The following is a 21047-nucleotide window of genomic DNA, read 5'->3' on the forward strand; positions in this document are numbered from 1 at the left end:
CTCTGGAGGTCCTGTGGCACAGCTCCTGGTACTCACCTCGGCCGCGCCCGGCGACGTCCTGCCGAGCCTCGGCCTGCTGAGCCACCGGATCCGGCACGTGCCCGCCGAGGCCGCCCAGCTGGTCAACGCACCGCAGAGCGACCTGATGTTCGTGGACGCCCGCACCGACCTGGTCAGTGCGAAGGCCCTCTGCAAGATCCTCGCCACGAGCGGTTCGACGACGCCCGTCGTGCTCGTCGTCACCGAGGGCGGCCTCACCGCGGTGACGACCGAGTGGAACATCGACGACGTCGTGCTCGAGTCCGCCGGCCCCGCCGAGGTCGACACCCGCATCCGCCTGAACGCCGGCCGCGCCTCGAAGAACCAGACCGGCTCGAAGATCCAGGCCTCCGGTGTCGTCATCGACGAGGCGAGCTACTCCGCGAAGGTCCGCGGCCGGCCGCTCGACCTCACCTTCAAGGAGTTCGAACTCCTCCGCTTCTTCGCCACCCACCCGGCCCGGGTCTTCACGCGCGAGCAGCTGCTCAGCGAGGTCTGGGGCTACGACTACTTCGGCGGTACCCGCACGGTCGACGTCCACGTCCGACGGCTGCGGGCGAAGCTCGGCGACCTCGAGTCGCTCATCGGCACCGTCCGCAACGTCGGCTACCGCTTCAACGTGCACGACGACGACGACCGCGGGCAGGGCCAGTAGTGCTCGCGATCGTCGAACAGCTCGCCGACGCGGGGGTCGCCGACGGCGAGGCTCCCCCGTTCTCGGACCAGACCCTCGTCGACCTGCGCGCCGGCCGCGCCGACGTCCTCGGTGACGACACCGGCGTCGCGGTCGTCCGCGACGGCGAGGTCGAGGTGTTCGTCCGCCGGGAGGCCCGTGGCCGGGGCATCGGGAACCGTCTCGTCGAGCAGGTGCTCGCCCTCGCGGACCCGCCGTCCCGGGCCTGGGCGCACGGTGACCACCCCGCCGCCCGCGCCCTCGCAGCCCGGGTGGGCTGGTCCGCGGAGCGGACGCTGCTGCAGTTGCGCGCACCGGTGCCGACGTCGGCAGGTGATCCGGGCCTCCCGGACGGGTACCGACTCGACGCGTTCCGGGCGGGCTCGACCGTGGACGAGACCGACTGGCTCGCCCTGAACGCCGCGGCCTTCGCGTCGCACCCCGAGCAGGGGCGGATGACGCTCGACGACCTGCGCGCCCGCGAGTCCGACGCCTGGTTCTCCGGCGACGACCTGGTGCTGCTGCGCGACGCCGACGGTGCGCTGGCCGGCTCCTGCTGGCTCAAGGTCGAGGACGGCGTCGGCGAGTACTACGCGGTGGCCGTCCGACCGGACCTGCAGGGCCGGGGTCTCGGTGGGGTCCTGATGCGCGCCGGAGCGGCCCGGCTGGTCGACCGCGGCCTGCACGCTTTGTCGCTCTACGTCGAGGGCGACAACGCGCCCGCACTGGCGCTCTACCGCCGGCAGGGGTTCGTCGACCACACGGTCGACGTCCAGTACGCGGCGCCGACGACCGGCCGGTAACATGGAGCGTCGGTGACGCACCGGCGTTCGTGGGTTCGGGGGATCTGTGGCGGAGTACGGGCAGCACGCGCAGCGCTCCCAGTACGGCGAGGGGGAGCCGCTCGGCGCGTCCTACCGGCTGGTGCGGCTCCTGGGGACCGGAGCGTCCGGCGAGGTCTGGCGGACCGAGCACACCGCGACCGGTGAGCAGTTCGCGGCCAAACTGCTGCGTGCCGAACTCGCCGCGGAACCCGACGTCGTCGAACGGTTCGTCCGCGAACGCTCGGTGCTCCTGGCGCTCGACCACCCCTCGATCGTCCGCGTCCGGGACCTCGTCGTCGAGGGCGACCGCCTCGCCATCGTCATGGACCTGGTCGGCGGTGGATCCGCCCGCGACCTGCTGATCGCCGTCGGCACCCTGCCGCCGAGCGACGCCCTGACCATCACCGCCGAGACCCTCGACGCCCTCGCCGTCGCGCACGAACGGGACGTCAGCCACCGGGACGTCAAGCCCGACAACGTCCTGCTCGACCACGAGTGGACCGCCGGCAGCACGGGCGACGTCCGGGTGTCGGACTTCGGGATCGCCTCGGTCGTGGCCGAACGGGACCGCAAGACCACCGGCCTGCTCGGGACCCCGCAGTACATGGCGCCGGAGTCGATCAGCCAGGGGCGCTCCGGTCCGGCCGCCGACGTGTACGGCGCCGGGGTGATGCTCTACGAGCTGCTGTCCGGGCGGACGCCGTTCGCCGGCCCGGGCACCGACTTCGCCGTCGCCTACCGACACGTGACCTCCACCCCGCCGCGGATCGACGTGCCCGACGCCCTCTGGGCCGCACTGTCGTCGCTGCTGGCGAAGGACCCCGCTGCCCGGCCGTCCGCGGTCGACGCCGCCGCGACCCTCCGTCGTCTGGCCCGGTCGCTGCGGGACACCCCGGCCCTCGAGCGCGTCGACGACCCGGACGCGTTCGACGAGGTCGAGCGGCCCGCGACGGTCGTGCGTGGCGGAGTCGGTGTCGGGAGCGCCCTCGCCGCGATCGACTCGAGTGACGCTGACTCGTCCGCCGTGGTGGCGGCCGAGGACGGACCCGTCGAACCCGGTCCCGAGCTCGGCACCGCCGGGTCGCAGACCGTCATCCGACCGCTGGCACGCCCCGTCCTGCCGGCAGCACCGGCCGAGGTCGAGACCACCCGCCGCCGCTTCACCCGACCCGACTGGTTGACGAACCGGATGCTGCTGCTCGGCGTCGTCGGGCTCGTCCTGGTCGTCGTGCTCGTCATCGCGGCCGTCGTCTGGCTGCCCGGCGCCGGGAAGAAACGCCCCGGGGGCGGCGCGACCGGCGCGCAGAGTGCCAGTGCCTACCAGCAGGACCGACCGCTCCCGACCGGGTTGACCACCACACGCAAGGCCGTGGTCAACGCCTCGGCCGGCACCGTCGAGCTCTCGATCACCTACGCCGCGCAGACAGCGCCGCTGACCGGCCCCCTGCTCGAGGTCCTCCCCGCCGCGGCGAAGGGCGCCGACTGCCCCGCCGTCACCTGGAGCGGCGAGGGCATCAGCGCGAAGCGGAACCAGCCGTCGCTGACGGGCGTCGACACCGCCTGTGCGTGGAGCGTGTCCGGCGTCGACATCGAGGCCGGCGGCTCCGTCACGGTGCAGGCCACGGTGCCGGCGGACGCGATCGAGTCCGGGTCTGGGTCCTCTGCTGGGTCGGGCTCCTCTGCCGGGGCCGGCTCCGGTGCGGGTGGTTCTCCGCTGCAGGAGTGGCTCGACGCAGTCGGCACCGCCACCACCGCCGCCGTGACCGACCAGTCCGTCAGCGGGACCGCGTACCCGGTGCAGCGACTGCAGGGCATCGACGTCCGCACCCCGGACCGCAGCGTCAGCCAGACCACGCTGCCCGTCACCCTGGTGCCGGTGTGGCCGAGCGGTGCGGACGAGCTGAACCCGCTGTACCGCAGTCCGAGCACCGGACGGCCGTCCGAGATGCTCGTCGACGTCGCCGGCGGAGAGTCCGGCGTCCGCTTCGCCGACGGCTGCTCCGGAGCGCTGGCGGTGTCGTCCGACGGGCTGGTCGTGACCGCGCTGTCGGTGGCGCCGACCTGCACGGTGCGGGCCACGGTGGGCAACTTCACGAACCTCGAGAGCGACCCGTTCGGTATCACCACGCGCGACTGAGGTCGGTGCCGTGTGCGATCCGGCTCGGCCGTCGGGCCCGGCTGGGCTGTCGGGCCCGGCTGGGCTGTCGGGCCCGGCTGGGCTGTCGAGCCCGGCTGGGCTGTCGAGCCCGGCTGGGCTGTCGAGCCCGGCTGGGCTGTCGAGCCCGGCTGGGCTGTCGAGCCCGGCTGGGCTGTCGGGCCCGGCTGGTCGGCGGACGGGAGGCGCGTGGCGGGGCCGCCACGCGCCTCCCGTCCGGCGGCCCGCCCGTCCGCCCGTGTGCAACGCGGAAGCGGCCGATCGGCGCAGGCCGTCGGCGCAGGTCCGTGGATTCCGAGGACCGGACGAAGCCGCGTCGACGGCGGACGGCGCGCCAGCAGGTCAGCTGGCGGCGGAGGCGGTCTGCACGAGGCGGACCGCGCCTCCCGAGGCGGCGTACCCACGACCGACGGTCAGCGCCACCGGGGACCGGCGGGGCAGGGTCACGCCGAGGAGCTCACCGTCGTAGTCGACGTCCGGCTGCAGGAGCACGCCGCACCGCGACTTGCGGACCGCCCGCGTCCAGTGGCTGTACATCGAGCGGAGGTCGGCGGACCGACCGGAGGCCACGACGCAGAGGCCCGGGCGTTCGGTCGACAGCACCGACGCGATGCTCTGGTCGGCGTCGTCGAACCGCTCGGCGTCGTCGATGAGCAACAGCACCGGACCGCGCTCGAGGCGGAGGCCGGCCAGGAGCGCCGGGACCTCGTCCGCGCCCACGGCGACGCGGTCGAACGGGCCGGAGGCCAGCGGGGAGCGTCGGTCGCAGATGGCCCAGACGGCCGGTCGGACGCCGTCGGCGTTCCGCGCCGACTCGGCCAGGGCGAGGAGCACGGACGACTTGCCGGAGCGCGCCGGACCCGCCACCAGGACGTGCTCGCCGTCGTAGACCTCGAGGACGGCGGTACCGAGGTCGTCCTCGGCGATGCCGACCGGCATGTGCCACGGTTCGGTGTCGAAGCGCGCCGGCACGCCGAGGTCGGCGACGGCGACGGCTCCGGGGAGACGGCCGACCGCGCTGGCCTTCGGCGTGGTGCCGGGCCACTGCTCGGCGACGGCACGGACGGCCTCGGTCAGGCTGCCGCTCGGGGTGCCGACGTGTGACTGCAGCTTGCTGATCGAGTCGATGAAGCGGCCCGGGACCGGCGGCGGGACGTCCTTCGGGCGGACACCGATCGTCGCGTAGTCGTACGGGTCGGCGAGGCGGAAGAGCCACTTCTGCGTCGTGACCTCGTCCATGGCCGAGGGGACCGCCTTCGCGCGGGTCGTCGTCACCGCGAAGGAGATGCCCAGCGCCGGGCCCTCGGCGTAGACGCGGTACAGGGCGTCGAGGAGCTGCTGGCCCTCGAAGTCCTGGTACTCGTCACGGAGCGCGGCGAGACCATCGAGCAGGACGACCGCGCGGCGACCACCCGGGGCGGAACGGCGACGGTCGAGCTCGGTCCGGAGGTAGCGGAGCATGCGGGCCTGCAGTTCACCTCCACCGGCTCCGGACCCGACGTAGGCGCTGGTGTGCGGCAGGTCGGCGAGCGGGGCCAGGTCACCGGCACCCATGTCGAGCACCAGGAGGTCGAGGTCCTCGGGGCTCGTGGTCCGTGCGAGCTGCAGGGCGATCGACGCCAGCGCCGTGCTCGTGCCGCTGCCGGGGATGCCCATGAGCATGAGGTTGCCCTCGTTGCGGTCCCACCCGGTCGTGACCTGGCGCTGGTTGTCCGGGTCGTCGGCGAGGGCGACCGGGACCGTGCTCGGTGCGCCGGCCTGGCCGTCGGCGGGGACCAGGGTGTCGAGCGGGACGGAGGTGCCGAGCGCCTCCGGCCAGATCGGGCGGGGCGGGGCGTACCCGGCCTCGTCGTTGGCGGCCGAGATGGCGTCGATGAGGACGTCGAGGTCGGTGAGGTCCGAGGCCGCCGGAGCGCTGAAGGCGATCGGGGCCGGCACACCGAAGACGTCGGTCGGGCGGACGGTGACCGGCTGTTCGGCGCGGAGGTCGCGGGCACGGCCGGTGACCAGCGCGGTCTGGACCGGCGTGATGTCGTCCTGCCCGAGCTTCACGTAGGCGCGACCGGTCTGCTGGCGGCCGATACCCGCGGCGGAGGGGACGCCGATGACGTTCGTGGAGTCCTCGCGGCTCTGCACCCGCAGGGCGACGCGCATGTTCGTGTTGGCGAGGATGTCCTCGCTCACCACACCGGCCGGCCGCTGGGTCGCGAGGACCATGTGGACGCCGAGGGTACGACCGACGGCAGCGATCGCCACGAGCGAGGTGAGGACGTCCGGGAAGTCCTTCGCCAGCATCGCGAACTCGTCCACCACGAACAGCAGGCGCGGCATCGGCTCTGCCGGCTTCGTCGCCAGGTACGCGTCGAGGTTGTCGATGTCCGCACCCGCGGCGGCGAACACCCGCTGCCGACGACCGAGCTCGGCCTCGAGGGCACGGATCGCCCGGTCGGCGAGCTGCTCGTCGAGGTTGCTGATCGTGCCGATCGTGTGCGGCAGACGCTCACAGGCGGCGAACGCGGCGCCGCCCTTGAAGTCCACGAGCAGGAAGTTGAGGCGCGTCGGGTCGTTGCGGGCGGCGAGCCCGGCGACGAAGGACCGCAGGAACTCGCTCTTGCCGGAGCCGGTCGTGCCACCGACCAGGCCGTGCGGGCCGTCGCGGACCAGGTCGATCTCGAGGACGCCGCTCTCCGACGAGCCGATCGGCGTCGAGAAGCCGGTGCGGGCCTCCCAGGCGGCTCGGATGGCGGCGGCACCGGACGGTTCGCTCGCACTGGCCTCGTTCGCCAGCAGGTCGGGCAGGCGGACGAGGGCCGGCAGCGACGCCCCGGGCACCAGGAGTTCCGGGTCGTCGAAGTGGGCGACGTGGCGGGCGCAGAGCTCGGCGGCCTCGGGCGACAGGCCGGCGAGCACGACGTCCTCGACGCGGGTCCGGTCCTCCGGTCGGTAGACGGTGGCCGCGGCGTCCGCGCCGACCGTGATGATCGTGGTGCAGGCCGCGGGGAGCTGCTGCTCGTTCGTCGCGATGACGATGCCGCTCACCCGGCGCGGACGTTCGCCCGGACGGCGCACCTGGCCGAGCGCGCTCCGACCGTGACCGAGCAGGCTACGGGCCGGGGCGTCACGGCCCTCGGTGAGGACCTCGGAGTCGATGAGGACGAGCAGCTCCGGCGTCGGCAGTTCGTCGATCGACTCGCGGAGACCCCGGAGGACCGCCGCACCCTGGTCGCGCTGCGCCGACATCCAGCGCTGGCCGGTGCTGCTGCCGGCGACGCGGGCGTGCGGCAGCCAGGAGGCCCAGGACCAGTCGTCCTCGCGGCCCCGGTCACAGAACACGCCGACGGTCAGGTCGGCGGGTCCGCAGTGCACGGTCGCCTGGACCAGGAGGCTGCGGGCCAGTGCGAGGGCGCCCTCGCGGTCACCGACGATCCCGACCACCCCGGCGTCGCTGAGGTCGGCGACGACGGGTGCGGCGGTGAGCTTGCTCGACTCGATCGCGGCCTTCGCGTCGTCCTCGAGCTTCGTCTGCGTCGCTCGCGAGTCCAGTTCCGGCCGCCAGGGCGCGTCCCCGGTGCCGGCGTGCAGGCTGAGGAAGTCGACGTCGTCGGCACGACGCTGCCAGAGCGTCGTCGCGGGCAGCAGCGCGCGGCGCACCACGCTGGCCGGGTCCGGCACGAGTTCCTGACGCCGGGCAGCCTCGATCGCGGCGGCCGCGGTGATCTCGCCGCTGAACTCCTCGACCGCTCCGGCGAAGCGGTCGTCCTCTTCCTTGAGGTTCTTGGCCCGGCGGTGCTTCTGCTCGAACCACATGCCGATCGCCGTGACCGGGCTGAGGAGGGCGAAGAGCGCGAACCGGGCGTCGCCGAGCAGGAGCACCATCGCGCCGGCGAGGACCAGCGGAGCGGCGACGGTGATCCAGCTGAACTTCGACGCCGGCGGCACGTCACGCTTCGTCGGCGGGGACACCGGCTCGACCGCCGTGTTGCGGCCGGGACGGGGCGGGCGGTTGAAGGGAGCCGTCGCCGCCGGGGTCAGGTTCGGCAGGGAGCCCGGCGCGGGCACCGGTGTCTCGTGCAGGTCCGGGCGGACGAGCAGGACCGCTCCACCCACGATGACGCTCGTGCCGACGGTGACGAGCACGCCGTCCTCGTCGAGCCGCTCCCCCGCCACCACGGTGCCGTTCGTGGAGCCGGCGTCTCGGATCCGGACGCCGTCGTCCTCCCGCTCGATCGTGCAGTGCTCCCACGAGGCGCTCTCGGTGGGCAGGACCAGGTCCGCCTGCGGGGCGCGGCCGACCACGAGCCTCCGGGACCGTGGCACGGACACCACCGCACCGGTGACGAGCCCACCCGCCAGGGTGACCGTCCAGCCCTCCACGAGCTGCGGGCGTTCCTCGGGCGTGCGGGCGATGCGTGAGCCCTCGAGCAGGACCAGGTCACGGAGGGGCGTGTCGACGCTCGTCCGGTGCCCGTCGACCGCGAGGGTCGTGCCGGGCTCCAGCGCGAGGCCGATCGCCGACTCGATCAGTTCGCCGAGGCAGCTGGCGTTCGCCCAGCCGTCGACCTCCACCGCTTCACGTCGGTCGTCGAGCTCGATCAGCAGACGCATGCGCGGTCCTCCTCGTCCGTGGGGTGGTGGGTACTGCTCTGCCGGAGGTCAGCGAGCCGTCGAGTCCTGGAACCAGACGAGCGACGCGGTCTGCTCGGTCGTCGCCGGGCGCAGCCCGAGCGTCTGCGAGGAGGCCGCGAGCACGGTCGCATCGGTGCGGAGGGCCTGCTGCTGCCGGAAGTCCAGCGCCGGACCGGCGATGCCGTCGGACGAGTCGAGACGCAACGTCGACAGCGAGTCCGCCACCTTCGACGGCTCGACGCTGCGGGCAGCACCGACGGCGCGGACGAGCGCGACGACCGCATCGTGACTGCGCGAGTCAGCGGCCCACGCGACCGCGCTGAACGGCTGGTCGGCGGTGAGGTTCTGCGCGTCCGCGTCGTCGGCCAAGACCCGGACCCCGCCGAGGAACGCGGACATCGAGCGGCCCTGCGCATCCGAGGTCAGGGCGCGCGCGTCGTCCGTCGCGACCCCGGTCGAGACGAAGGTGCCCGACAGGCTGCCGTTCGCCTCGGCCAGGGCGGTGCCGAACGCCGGGCTCGTCGCGTCCGGGGTGAGCACGACCGGGACGGTGACGTCGGCGGACTGCAGCGCCGCGACGAACGCACCCTGGCGGGCGGCCGGACCGCTCACCACTACCGCGTCGGAGTCGGGCTTCGTGGTCTCGGTGTCCGTCGGTGCGGCGGTGGCGTTCGACGTCGCGGTCGTCGGGGTTGCACCGGTCCGCTCGGCCACGGTCGTCGCGAGCGCAGCGTCGTCGGCCGAGTCGGCGGCGTCCATCACGTGGGCGAACCGGATGCCGGACGGCGCACCGCCACCCAGGTCCACGAGGAGCGGCGAGTCGGCACCGCGGATCGCGCGCTGCATCGCTGCGCTCACCGAACTCCGGGACGGTGCGGTCGACCAGGACCCGTCACCGCCCTCCGCGTACGGGAGCACCACGGGGACACCGGCATAGGACGCTGCGTCGAGCGCGCCCGAGACGTGCGCGCCGGACGAGGCGACGACGATCCCGGCCACGCCGCTGTCGACGAGCTGCTGGACGGCACGCTTCGCCCCGCTCGCACTGCCGCCGTCGTTGCGGGTGACGAGTTCGACGTCGGTCCCACCGAGGGTCAGGCGCTTCGTCGCCACCAGGGCGCCCTGCGCGGCTTCGTCCCACTCGGACCCCTCGCCGTCGCCGAGCGTCACGACGACGCCGATCTTCGTGCCGTCGGGCACGTGGGCGACCCGGATCGGCACCGGGATCGTCGCCGGCACGGCTTCGGCCGCCGGGGTGTTCCGGTCGACGACGAAGACCACGACGGCCAGGACCACCGCGATGACGAGCACCGCCAGGGCCACGATGACGAGGGGCTGCCGCGGGCCGCGGGCGTCCTGCGTGTCCTCGGCGGCCTGGTGCGTCATCGTGCGGCTCCGATGCTGAAGGCGTACAGCGTGGTGGAGGTGGCGCCCTTCGGCACGTCCATCCGGAACGCGGGCAGGGCGGTCGCCGCGTCGAGCGAGGCGCGGAACTGCTCCTGCTGCAGCAGGATGCCTGCCACGTCCTCGGCACGGACGTTGGCGTACCCGGCGGCGTTCTGCGAGGCGAGGGCCAGCTGGTAGTCGGCGGAGTCGGACTTCGCCGCGCTGGTCGCCATCGCACCGAGGATGCCGGACCCGTTGACCTTGCGGTCGCCGAGGTCGAGCATCACGCGGTTGAGGTCGCCGGTGAGCAGCGTGCTCGCACCCTCGACGTCGCGCGTCGATGCCGTGGTGCTCGCGTCGATCTGCGCGAGGCTCTGCTTCGTCTGGGCGTCGACCGCACTCGCCAGGGCGGCGTTCTCGCGCTCGAGCTTGCCCTTCTGTCCGTCGATCGTGCCCTTCGCGCCCGCCGTCACGTCCTTCGAGGTGGAGCGGAGGCCGGCGACGGACTGGTCGAACGCCTTGATGACGGCAGCGTTGCTCGTGGTGGCCTGCGCTGAGACGTCGCGGACCTGCTGGTCGATGAGGGCGTCGATCTTCTTCGAGGTCTCGGCGTCTGCGTCGGCGAACTTCTTCTTGACTTCCGCTCCGAGCTGGTTCTGCTGGTCTACGACCCCCTGCAGGCCGGACTTGACCGCGGCGTCCGAATCGAGCAGCTGCTCGAGTACGGGCTGGAGATCACGGATCGAGCCTTGGACGTCCCCGTCGCCGGAAGCGAGTGCGTCTCTGACTTCGGACAGCTTCGCCTTGACGTCGTCGACGCTCGTCTGCAGTGTCGCAATCGCTCCTCCCACACCGCTGTCGGTGTCCTGGAGGTTGGTCGCGTCGATGACCGCCGTCCAGGAGGAGAACTGGTCCTTCAGCCGAGCATCCATGGGTGCGGGGTACGGGAACGGCGGGCTCAGTGGCTGCTGCTGCGTATTGTCATCGCCGTCGTCGCATGGGGTGCTCGTTAGATACGAGCGCAGCTTGTCCGCCTGTTCCTGGCTCAACCCAGTGGCTGACGGGAAGAGGCCAGTCGAATCGTCGCGAAGGATCAGCTTGCAGATTTGGTCGGCGAGGTCCTTGTTTTGCGCCTGCATCGAGTTGTCGAAGGTTCCCGTTTCGCCGATCAGCCGACGTGCGGCATCCGCCCGGGTGTGCACCGAGCCGACCTCGGCACGGACGCGTCCGATGTTCTGCTCGGCGAGGTCGATGCTGTTGGACAGTTCCTGCAGCGCCTGTTTCGTTTTACCGGAACTGGCGGAAGAGTCGTCCTGCAGGGCCGTCAGCCGGTCGTGGATCACCCCGACGTCCTCGCTGACCGTCTGATAGCTCTTCAGCGCTGCAGCAGCGAGTTGGGGGTTCAGGCTGGCAGCGAGCGCGTCACCCGATGTCACGAGGTCGGCCAGAGCCGAAGTGATCGTCGTCGACGACGCGAAGAGCGCGCACGTCAACGACGACTTCGCGTCATCGGCGGCACACTTCTCTGCTGTCGGGTCACTCGGCCCTACCGACGATGCCAGCTGCGCGCTGACCTGCTGCTTGCAGGCCTCGCTCGCATCTGCGTACCCGGCGAGCTGAGCGGACACGCGCAGCAGGTTGCCGTAGACGCTGGCGCCACCGGTCGCCTGCCGCGGTTCTGCCGCGCAGCCGTTGCCGTCGATCGCGGGGGTGGGCGCGGTCGCAGAGGTGTCACCGAGGAGCGCGTCGAGGCTGCCGGTGGTCTCCTGCAGCTGCTGCAGGACCGTGGACTGGGTGCCGCTCACCGTGGACCCGAGGTCGCCCTTGAGCGATCCGAGCTGCCCCGACAGCGACTTCATTGTGCTGGCCAACGACGAGCTGCTCTCCTTGAGCCGCTCGGCCGTCCGGACACCGAGGGTCGCGGAGGTCGTCTCGAGGTTCGACCGGACCTCGGTGATCGTGCTGCCGGCGCGCGCCAGGACCTCGTTGACCTGGGAGATGAGGTCGATCGTCCGCCGCTGCAGTGCCAGCTCGGAGTCGGTGTCGGACCCGAAGGCCGCGTTTACCACGCCGGTCGAGGAGAGGTCCGTCGAGATGCCCGGCTGCGCGGCCATGTCGAACGACGGTGCTGCGAAGTCGTCGACGTTCGCGACGAGGTGCAGGGTCGTGCTGGCGCCCGACGTCGGCGGAGCGAGCAGGCGTCCCCACTGCACGACCGCGTCGCCGTCGCCGTTGGCGCTCACGACACCGTCCGTCGCGGTGGCGTCGTTGGACGTGTCGGTGACGATCTTGCTCGGCTTCGTGCCGGGCAGGACGGTCGACGCCGCGATGCTGAAGGGAGCGCCGACGAGGGCCGGAGTCGTCCGGGAGGCGCCTGCCACGTCGTACGTGAGGTTGCGGGACCGCACGGTCAGGTTCTCGACGGTCAGGTCGATCTCGACCCGTCCGGAGTAACCCGCCAGGTCCGCGAGGTCGGTACCGCTCTTCTTGGCGGTCGTGTACTGCGTCGTCACGCGGAGCGGCAGGTCCGTGGCGGCCTTCGCGGTGTCGTGCTCGGTGACCGACGACGACGAGCCGTCCTTGCCGACCGAGATCGCGGTGTCGGAGATCGCGGTGATCGACCCGTCCGCCGCCAGCTTCGTGTCGACCGTCTGAAGCACACGCGACGGCTTCTCGACCGTCTGGTCCGACGAGGTGCACCCCGAGAGCACCAACGCAGCAGCACCCGCCATCGCGACCACGGCGAGCGCGCGGCCGTTCCTCGTTCGTACCCCTGGATGCAGCATGCGCAACGACATTGACGACCGTCCCCCTCAAGAACCGACAAGCGTGTTGATCTTAGCCGGGCAGCGCACCTCCCGGGTTCCGTTCTCCACAGGCTCGGGACTCCCCCGTTCGGGCCACGTCGGGTATCAACCACGCTCCGCGGTCCCTCACCGTTGCCGGCGGCGTCCCGGATGGGAGGCGCCCTGGTTCAGCGTTGCTCGCTGAACCCGAAGACGACCACTCACTCACGCACGCTGACGAGGACTTCGCGGAAACGGAACGAAGCCGCACCGATCTCGAAACGGGTCCGTCCTCCTGCTTCGAGCCGAGCAGCGATCGCGTCCTTGTTGTCAGCCGTGACCCCTCGCCGGAGCACGAGCGGTCCGCACTCCTTGGTCGAGATCTCGACCTGGTCGAACGACGATCCGATCCCCTTGCCCGAGGAGCTCGATCCGACGTCTCCCTCGGCGGCTGTGACGGTGCACGCGACGGAGATCACGTGGGACCGGTCGTCGGCATGCAACGCATACGATCCGCCGAGGACCAGCACCGTGACCAGAGCCATCGCGACCAGGATCACGACGACGAGGACTCCGCCCCGTCGTCGTTCGGGCTCCGCGTCAGATCCGGCTGCGGTACTCACGACGCGCTCAGTCATGCCGCGCCTTCCATGATGACCTTCGACAGATCATGCGGGTCGGTACCCGAGCAGTTCCGGAGATGCGCCGAACACTCGCAGCAGACTCCGCAGCGTCAAGGATCCGTCACCGACTTCGAGGTCGTACGTGGTTCCGCTCTTGAAGCTCGATGCGACGTCACGGCTGTTGTCCTTCGTGACTCCCTCACGCAGGACGAACTTGCCACACTCGCGTGACTCGATGACGACCTGCGGTGTCGATGCGCCGACGCCCTTCGCCGAGCGCGAAGCTCCGGTGCTCGCTTCCGCGGAAGAGACCACGCATACCAATCGCACGCGGTGTGCGTCGTCGTAGGACCGGAGCACCGCCGGCCCGGCGAGGAAGAACGAACTCACGAAGACGATGACGGCGGCCCACAGCACGAACAACACCCGCGCTGTTGTCTTCGACATCTTGCGCTTCGAAACAGGCATCATGGACTCCGAATTCAGCGATCGACTCGAGGTCGAACCAAGGTGAGCGCGCGTGGCCTTGGAATTGATGGTCGTGATGTGCGGCTGATCAACCGGCGGGTCGCGACACGTTCCGATGTGGACCTGTGCCGATCTCCCGGTCACGCGGCCTTTCGGTAACTCATGATCTCTGGTCGCACCCGAAGGACTCCGAGCATTTCACGCAAATCGAAGGAGCCCGCTCCGACGACGAATTCCCAGTCACCTGGCTTCAGCGAGGCAGCAACACGATCGCAGTTCTCGTCGGTGATTCCGTGCTGGATCGTCAGAGCGCCACAATTCTTGGTCGTGACGTCGACCTGGGGAGTGGTCGTACTCGACAGGTTCGTCGATGACACCGACACCGACGTCGCTTCAACTGAAGACACCTCACAGGTGAGCCTCTTCGGATGCGAAAGGTCGAACGCACGAGCGCGAGCGGACCAAACACGAACACCGAGAGGATGACGGCAACGGAGAGAAGCCACACAAGAGTGACGGTCGCACTTTTGCGCTTCGACATCCAGGGACCGTCCCCGAGGGCGAGGCTATGACTCATGACTTCCACTCATCCTCGGGGAATGAAATACGTCGATGCACGAGGCGCCTTTGCACAACCGGCTTTCTCATGCCTCTCCCCTCGCGATCGTCTGACGTTTCTGCGACCTTCGGGCAGGTAGCAAATCGATTCATTCATCGCCGTCCGCACGCACGCCGGAAACGTCGGGAGCCATCCCGACAGCTTGAAACAACCCAAGGAGGCGTGCGGAACCTTCACCTATCCGGAAAGCATAACGCTCACCTCTGACGATCTCAGCAGCCCTCTTCTTCGCGAGGTCAGCAGTGAGCCCTCGGCTCATCACCAGAGTGCCGCAATCCGGCGACCGGTACTGCACTTGGGGCGACGATGTGCCTGCCCCCTTCAGCGACCGGCTCGAAGCCGAGCCAGCGTAGGCGGCTGTCACCTTGCAACTGATCGTCGTCGTGTGCGCGCTGTCGTACCTCGTGAGGATTTCGGGTCCGATCAGGAACACGAACAGCACGATCGCGAAGAGCGCCAATACGAGCAGCGACGCCACCCACTGCACAGGCCTCGAGTACTTTCGCACGCTCTCACCGTTCTGGTCCAAGGGGTCCACATTCACTCCTTTCGTCATGCCGCCTCCAACTCGATCTCACGCGCGTCGGGGCTCCCTGACGAACACCGCCTGCCGAATGGTGTTCAAGAAGGGATGCAGCTTGTACGAGCCTGCCCCGATCCAGAACTTCCACGTCGTGTTGGCAGCGACGCCGTCAGCGGTGGATCCCTTGGTCTCCGACGTCACGCCCCAGCGCAGCGTCAACGTCCCGCATTCCGACGTCTCGATCACGACCGCGCGCTCGGTACAGGGTGTCGGATCGTCGAGCAACCACCGACGAGACGATTCCGACTCTTCGAGCGCTTCGGTCCGGTGAACACACAGGTTATGGATGAGGCCACGATCACTCCCCTCGTCCTCTCCCGCTTCCAGCGATCCGGGCCATCGGATCCGAACATGCGGCCAGCCACGGGAAAGCGACCCGACTCGACCTCAGGCGCGTCGGAACTCCTTGACGAACACCGCCTGCCGGATGGTGTTCAGGAAGGGATGCAGCTTGTACGAGCCGGCCCCGACCTCGAACTTCCACGTCGTCCCGGCCGCGAAGCCATCAGCGATGGATTCCTTGTTGTCCGCCGTCACACCCCAGCGCAGCGTCAACGTCCCGCAGTCCGACGTCTCGATCACGACCTGGTTGCTGGACGAACCGACACCCTTGACCGAGCGCGAAGACCCCACGCCGGTGTGGGCAGAGCGCACCTCGCAGGTCACCTCGGTGCGGTGGGAGGCGTCGTACGCCTTCAGGGTGATCGGACCGACGAAGATCACGAGCACCGGCACCAGGACCACCAGCACGAGGATCCCGATCGCGACGAGACGATCACGGCGCTTCGAGCGCCTCGGCTTCGTGCGGGCATCGGTCTTCGATGAAGCCACGGTCATTCTCCTCGTCCTTCCGGTCAGCGGCGGGCGCTAGTGCAGCGGTCTCGTCGATCAGCCGACACCGGAGACGATGCCGTTGATCCCGTCCTGGAGGTAGTCTCCAGGATCCTTGCCGACGAGGACGTCGTTCACGACGCTGGCCGCTCCACCCGCGACGTGGTCCACGACCCCGTCGACCGCGCTGTTCCAGCGAGCGATGTTCGGGGCGACGCCGCCTTCGGGCAGCCGCACATGGCGTCCAGTCGGGAACCGCGGCTCGATGTCCAGACGGTCGAGGACTGTGCTGCTCGCCTTTCCGGCCCCCAAGTTGAACGCGGCTCCGGTACCGAACCCGACCGCAGCGTTCTGGACGTACCCGCCGACCGTCTGGTTCTCGCCGTTGAAGGCGTAGTCGGTCATGTTGGAAGCTGCGCCGGAAGTCCCCGCAGCGATCGTCGATCGTCCCACCGTCGAGAAGATCGGCGCTGCGGCGCGTTGCACCACCTGCCCTCCGACGTTGCCGACCGCTGGCGCCAGCTTCGACAGCCCGAGAGCCGCGCCGCCTCCGGCTGCGCCACCGACGCCGCCGATCACCGCGTCGACTCCGGCTTTGTTCCAGTCGACGGATCCGTTCTGGAGTTTCTGGGTCCCGACCGAGATGCCCCCGGAGATGAGGGCTCCGGAAGCCGCCATGAGGGCGACGCCTGCGGGTCCGCCGACACCGGTGCACATCAGGACAACGCCGGCGACGATCGCGACCCCCGCGATCAACATGGCGTGCTCGTCGGCCCATGTCTTGAGGCCCCCCTGGTGCGCATCCCGGTACGCCTGCAAGTCCTTGTCCGTCGCCGGCCGCAACCCCAGCGGGTCGATCGCGTGCAGCGGGTCGTTCCCCGCGTACGAGTACGGGTTCCCCGCCCAGCCCGCGCCGACGATCGGCGCCAGCGGGTCCGTCGACAGGAACCCCTTGGCCACCGGGTCGTACACCCGAGCCCCGAGCCACTCCATGCCGCCGATGCTCAGGCTCCCACCGGGGGTCAGCCCGATGCCCGCCGGCAGCTCCGCTCGACCGGCAGCCCCGACCGTCGACGCCAGGAGCGCCCACGGATCGGCCGCATCGGTGGCCCGTTCTCCGCGCCATCCCGACGCCGTCCAGTCACCGTCCACGGCGACGATGCCGCCCGGCAACTCAAGGACAGGCGTCGCTCCGACGGAGGTCAGGGACGGCACGCCCGCGGCGGTGTCCCACCAGACCTCGGCCCCGCCCGCGTCGGCGACCTCGCCCAGGGCGTCGGTCCAGACCTCGATCCGGCCGGTCTCGCCGTAGGACGCGTCCCGTTCGACGACGCCGGCCAGGAAGCCGAGGTCCGACCACGCGTACTCGGTGGTGGACCCGTCCGGAGCAGTGCGCCGGACGCGCCGCCCCAGCCCGTCGTGGACAAACTCGGTCCGGGAACCGTCGGCGGTGGTGGTGACGAGCAGCTGACCGGCAGCGTCGTACTCGTGCCGTTGTCCGGCGCCATCGACGGTCTCGGCGACGAGACGCCCGCCCGCGTCGTACTGCCAGGTGCGTCCGGAGCCGCTGCCGTCGAGGGCACTGACGAGTTGCGCCGCGGCGTCGTGACCGTAGACGACGCGGCCGTCGGATCCGGCGATCGCGCTGATGCGGTCGTCCTCGTCGCGTTCGATCCGGGTCGTCGTGCTGCCGTTCGGCGTGGTCACGGTGTGCTCCACGAGCGACCCGCGCTCGTAGGACCACGACTGGATGACGTCACCGGTCGACGCCTGGACGATGCGGCCCAGCGCGTCCGAGCTGAAGACGGCCGGGGTGAGGCCGTCCCGCTCCACGGCGACGATCCGACCCAGGACATCGCGACGCCACGTCGTGCGCCGCCCGTCGGGGTCCGTGCGCGCCGTGCGGCGTCCGTCGGCGTCGTACTGCCACGACGTCGCCCGTCCACCGCGGCTGCGCCGGACGAGCAGACCGCGTCGGTCGAAGCAGAGTTCGTGCTCGGTGTCCCGCCCCGGGCCGCGGGTGTGGTCGGTGACGACGACCGCTCGGCGAGTGGTGTCGTACGCCGTGTCCGCGACGACCGTTCCGTCGACCGAGAGCTGCTCCTCACGCCCCGCCGCGTCGTACGTCCACCGGAGCACGTGGCCGTCCGGGTCGGTCTGCTCGGTCCGGCGGCCGGCGGCGTCGTACCGCGCGGTGGTGCTCCGGCCGAGCGGATCGGTGATCCCGGTCAACCGGCCGGACCGGTCGTACGTGTACCGGGTGACCCCGCCGAGCGGGTCGGTCGCGCCGACCAGGTGCCCGTCGGCGTCGTACGTGTAGGTCGTGACCCCGCCCAGGCCGTTCTCGGCCTCGACGAGCTGACCGGCGGCGTCGTAGCGGAACCGACGTCGGCCGTGACGGGTGTCGTGGACGGAGACGAGCCTCCCTGCCGCGTCCCAGCGCCAGCGGGAGGTGCCCTCGCCCGGCGTGGTGCGCGCGACCACGCGCCCGGCGACGTCGTACTCGGTGCGCTCGACGTCGCCCGTGGGCAGGGTCCGTGCGACGACGCGCGACTCGGCGTCGTAGGTGACCGTCGTGCGGTTCCCGAGAGCGTCGACGGCAGCTGACGGACGGCCGCAGGCGTCGTACTCGTAGGTGGTCCGCTGGCCGCTCGGTGCGACGATCGCGACGATCCGACCAGCCAGGTCCCGCTCGAGGCGGGTGAGCCCGCCCTCGCCGTCGACCAGCTCGACCGGCCGACCACAGGCGTCGTACGTGACGAGCTCGGTTCCGGTCTCGTCGGAGGTGACCTCGACAGGGCGCCCGAATTCGTCCGAACGGACGGTCGTCGTCGCGAACGCATCCGCGAGGGTGGCGATGCCGGTCGCCGGGTCGTCGGAGAACTCGCGCCGGACGCCGGTGGGATCGGTCACCGCGCGCAGGTCGCCGTTGACCCCGTACTCCCGCCGCCAGACGGCGCCGGTCGGGTCGACGACGGACTGGAGGCGCGACAAGGCGTCGTGCGCGAAGGTCCAGGACGCGCCGCTCGGCAGGGTGACCTGCAGCGGGTTGCCCTGGTCGTCGTACGTCCGGCGCGTCGTCCGACCGAGTGCATCGGTCGTGGCGGCGAGTTCGCCGTCGGCGCCCCAGGCGAGGGCGGTCCGCGCTCCGGTCGGGTCGGTGACGGCGCTGACGCGCCCGCCGACGGTGTACTCGGCCGTCCAGGTCGAACCGTCGGGGTCCCGGCGGGCGATGACCTGCCCTGCCGCGTCGTGGCGGTACTCGGTGCGGGCACCGGTCGGGCTGACCGAGGCGACGGCGCGGCCGGCGTCGTCCCGCTCGATCCGTGCGGTGTCGCCGACCGCGTTGGTGACCGCGACGAGCTCACCGGCTGCGTCGTGGTCGAGGTCGAGGGTGACGCCCGTGGGGTCGACGACGCGGACGAGCAGGCCGTGCTGCCAGCGCAGTTCGGTGCGGCCACCCATCGGGTCGGTGACGACGGCCGGGTCGCGCTCGTCGCCGTCGTACTCGTACGTGACGACGCTGCCGCTCTCGGTGACGACGGTGGTGACCCGGTCGGCGTCGTCGTACCCGTAGGTCAGGTCCCCGCCGGTCGGCGTCACCGTCCGGATGCGTCGGCCCCGCCCGTCGTAGGCGTGCACGGTGACCGAACCGTCGCGTTCCGTCGCGGACACGAGGTTGCCGTGCGGGTCGTAGCTCATCGACTGCCGACGGTCGTCGGAGTCGATGACCCCGACCAGGCGTCCCTTCGGGTCGGCGATCCAGCTGTTCGACCGCGTGCCGTCGTGGTCGGACACCACCGTGACCCGACCGGGCAGGTAGGCGAAGCGGACCCGTCGACCGTGGGGGCTGATCTGCTGGACGACGCGACGGTGCGCGTCGTAGGTGTTGTCGACCTCGAGGACGCCGTCCGCACTCGTGACCGTCACGACGAGGTCGTCGTCGTCCCAGCCGTACGTCCTCGTCCCGAGCGCCGTGGTCACCGACAGCAGTCGTCCCCGGTCGTCGTACCCGTACTCGACCCGGCGTCCGTCGGAGGCACGCAGCAGGGCCACACGGCCGTCGACGTACTCGACGTCCACGGAGCGTCCGCGTTCGTGTCGCAGCCGCAGGACGGCATCGTCGGCGTCCCGTTCCACGTGGACGGCGGTGCCCGGTCCGGCGCTCTCGCCGAGCCAGAGTCCGGCCGGCGTGAAGTCGATGCGGCCGCCCTCGTTGTCCCGCACGACCAGCAGGTCGTCTTCTGCGGCGAGCCACCGGTCCTCGCCGACGCCGCGTGCCCAGCCGCTGCCGGCGCGGGGGAAGCGGATGAGCCGGCCGTCGGCGCCGACGAAGGACGCGCCCTCGTCGTCGAGGAGCAGCCGGGTGTCGAGGACGGACGCCCAACCGGGGCCGAAGAGCCCGACCCGCCGGTCGAGGGAGTTGTACATGCGCGTGAACCGGAGCGATGCGGACGCACCGTCGTGTGCGAGGTCGAGCTCGGGCTCGAGGAAGTTGCCGGTCGTCGTGTTCACCGGGTCCATCGAGTACCCCGTCGTCGGCTGTGCGCCGTACGCCGTTGGCGGATCGATCTGCAGGTCGGTCCGGTTGGCGGACACTCCCGCTGCCTGGAGCGCTGCCCCGAGCGCGGCGTCCGAGACCGTGGAGACCGAGCCCTCGCCCCCGGCGGCGGCGAAGGCGTCGGCGATGGTCGTCGCCCACGCGACGTCCTGGTCGTTGGCGGCGAGCCACCGTTCGAACCCGGCGACCAGCCCGTCGGCGTTGATCGTGCCCCACGAGCACCGGGATGCGAAGTCGGCCAGCTTGCCGCGGAGCAGCGCGGGCCTGCCCGACAACTCGGTGTTCAGTGTCGTCGAACCGGTGGCGAAGGACCGGAGGTCCTCGGGCTTGGCCGACGACGTGCCGGCTCCCCCGCCTCCGGCGCCCGGCGACGGCGTCTGCCGCGGCTTCGGTTGGACGTCGGCCGGACCGAAGGGAGGCGCGGGCTCGTTCTCGATGTCGGGCGGGTTCCCGGTGCCGAAGGTGTCGTCCCACCACTTCTCGAAGCCGTTGCGGTCGGCCTGCTGTTCCTGCCACTCGCGCGCCTTGCGGCGGCGTTCGCGCTCTTCCGCGGCGGCCGCTTTCATCTTGTCGACCCAGCCCGCCACGGTGCGCATCATGTCCGAGATGGTGGAGCCGTCGCTCTTCGCGATGCTCGCGTTCTCGGTGAACAGGTCCGAGAAGTGTCCGCGGAACTCCTGCGACGCCGTCGACACGTACGACTGACGGCTCCCGACCTGCCCGTCGATCGCACTGGCTGCGCCGCGCATGGCACTGCCGAGCGCATCAGCGGTGGCGTCGTCGAACTCGATCGGATCGGTGTTGGCGTGCAGCTGGTCAGCCATGCTGGTTCGTCCCCCCGGAGAGATGGTGCTGGTCGTGATGGTCGACGAG

The 21047-nt window shown here is 71.0% G+C and carries 12 protein-coding genes; 3 read left to right on the plus strand and 9 right to left on the minus strand.

The window, feature by feature from the left end:
* Positions 1-13 precede the first annotated feature (13 nt).
* Genes DEI97_RS15230 through DEI97_RS15240 form a run of 3 tightly spaced genes read left to right on the plus strand, consistent with a single transcriptional unit; the run spans position 14 to position 3673 of the window.
* Positions 14-694, plus strand: coding sequence for a response regulator transcription factor (locus DEI97_RS15230; RefSeq protein ID WP_111073815.1), 681 nt, complete (start codon positions 14-16; stop codon positions 692-694).
* Entirely contained in the window at positions 694-1515 is an 822-nt protein-coding gene (gene mshD / locus DEI97_RS15235; protein ID WP_258376631.1) for a mycothiol synthase, read from the plus strand. The genes DEI97_RS15230 and mshD overlap by 1 nt, the downstream gene beginning before the upstream one ends.
* Before the next feature lie 46 nt (positions 1516-1561).
* Entirely contained in the window at positions 1562-3673 is a 2112-nt protein-coding gene (locus DEI97_RS15240) for a serine/threonine-protein kinase (RefSeq protein WP_111073816.1), read from the plus strand.
* A gap of 360 nt (positions 3674-4033) precedes the next feature.
* On the opposite strand, the gene DEI97_RS15245 is transcribed toward DEI97_RS15240, so the two are convergent.
* The 9 genes from DEI97_RS15245 to DEI97_RS15285 all read right to left on the minus strand — a co-directional run bounded on the left by DEI97_RS15245 (position 4034) and on the right by DEI97_RS15285 (position 20998).
* On the minus strand, positions 4034-8296 hold the full coding sequence (locus tag DEI97_RS15245; protein ID WP_111073817.1) for a type VII secretion EssC family protein: 4263 nt from the start codon (positions 8294-8296) through the stop codon (positions 4034-4036).
* Positions 8297-8344: 48 nt separating this feature from the next.
* Positions 8345-9703: a type 1 periplasmic-binding domain-containing protein gene (locus DEI97_RS15250; RefSeq protein WP_111073818.1), complete on the minus strand. Its 1359-nt coding sequence runs from the start codon at positions 9701-9703 to the stop codon at positions 8345-8347.
* Positions 9700-12363 carry a hypothetical protein gene (locus DEI97_RS15255; RefSeq protein WP_146248057.1) on the minus strand — a complete coding sequence of 888 codons (2664 nt, stop codon included), beginning with the start codon at positions 12361-12363 and terminating at the stop codon, positions 9700-9702. The genes DEI97_RS15250 and DEI97_RS15255 overlap by 4 nt, the downstream gene beginning before the upstream one ends.
* Before the next feature lie 347 nt (positions 12364-12710).
* A complete protein-coding gene (locus DEI97_RS15260) occupies positions 12711-13127 on the minus strand; it encodes a hypothetical protein (protein WP_146248058.1) in 417 nt (138 codons plus the stop codon).
* A gap of 30 nt (positions 13128-13157) precedes the next feature.
* Positions 13158-13724, minus strand: a complete 567-nt coding sequence (locus DEI97_RS15265; RefSeq protein WP_146248059.1) for a hypothetical protein — start codon at positions 13722-13724, stop codon at positions 13158-13160.
* Positions 13725-14287: 563 nt separating this feature from the next.
* Positions 14288-14707 carry a hypothetical protein gene (locus DEI97_RS15270; protein WP_284158282.1) on the minus strand — a complete coding sequence of 140 codons (420 nt, stop codon included), beginning with the start codon at positions 14705-14707 and terminating at the stop codon, positions 14288-14290.
* A 66-nt stretch (positions 14708-14773) separates the two neighbouring features.
* Positions 14774-15007: a hypothetical protein gene (locus DEI97_RS15275; RefSeq protein WP_146248061.1), complete on the minus strand. Its 234-nt coding sequence runs from the start codon at positions 15005-15007 to the stop codon at positions 14774-14776.
* Positions 15008-15169: 162 nt separating this feature from the next.
* Positions 15170-15613 (minus strand): hypothetical protein, encoded by a 444-nt coding sequence (locus DEI97_RS15280; RefSeq protein ID WP_181439142.1) that lies wholly within the window; start codon positions 15611-15613, stop codon positions 15170-15172.
* A gap of 57 nt (positions 15614-15670) precedes the next feature.
* Positions 15671-20998: a DUF6531 domain-containing protein gene (locus DEI97_RS15285; protein WP_111073825.1), complete on the minus strand. Its 5328-nt coding sequence runs from the start codon at positions 20996-20998 to the stop codon at positions 15671-15673.
* Positions 20999-21047: the final 49 nt, after the last annotated feature.

Source organism: Curtobacterium sp. MCLR17_032 (assembly GCF_003234795.2).
GTDB lineage: Bacteria > Actinomycetota > Actinomycetes > Actinomycetales > Microbacteriaceae > Curtobacterium.